This window comes from Salipiger sp., assembly GCF_059781815.1.
Genome location: NZ_JBYNAH010000056.1, coordinates 15,408 through 15,823 on the forward strand (window position 1 = coordinate 15,408; position 416 = coordinate 15,823).

Genomic DNA, 416 nt, shown 5'->3' on the forward strand with positions numbered 1-416 from the left:
GTGCAGAAATACGGTGGCGGCGCCTTCGACGTGCCCGAGGGCTGCGAGTTCATCAAGATCGACCGCTTCTCCGGGGCCCGCCTCGGCGCCGACGCCTCGGGCCCGAACGTGGTGGCCGAGTGCTTCCGCCGCGGCCAGGAGCCGCTGTTCGGCGTGCAGCTCGACGGTGGCTGGGCGATGTCGGGCAATTTCGACCTGATCCAGCCCGACGGCACCACCCGGGCCCGCCAGGTCACCACCTCGACCGGGCGCAAGGCCACGGTCGGGCCCAAGGCGAGCTTTGGGACGCTGTCCTCGGGCGGCCTTTACTGAGCGCTGCGCGTGGGGTCCGCCCGTCTGCGCGGGCGGAGGGGGTGGGGGGGGGGGGGGGGGGGCGGCCCCCCCCCGCCCCCCGCCCCCCCCCCCCCCCCCGGGAA

1 pseudogene is annotated in these 416 nt (G+C 76.0%); it reads left to right on the forward strand.

The window, feature by feature from the left end:
* Positions 1-312 (forward strand): annotated as a pseudogene (locus AC6RA4_RS08755) (penicillin-binding protein); the annotation flags it as partial.
* Between the last annotated feature and the right edge of the window lie 104 nt (positions 313-416).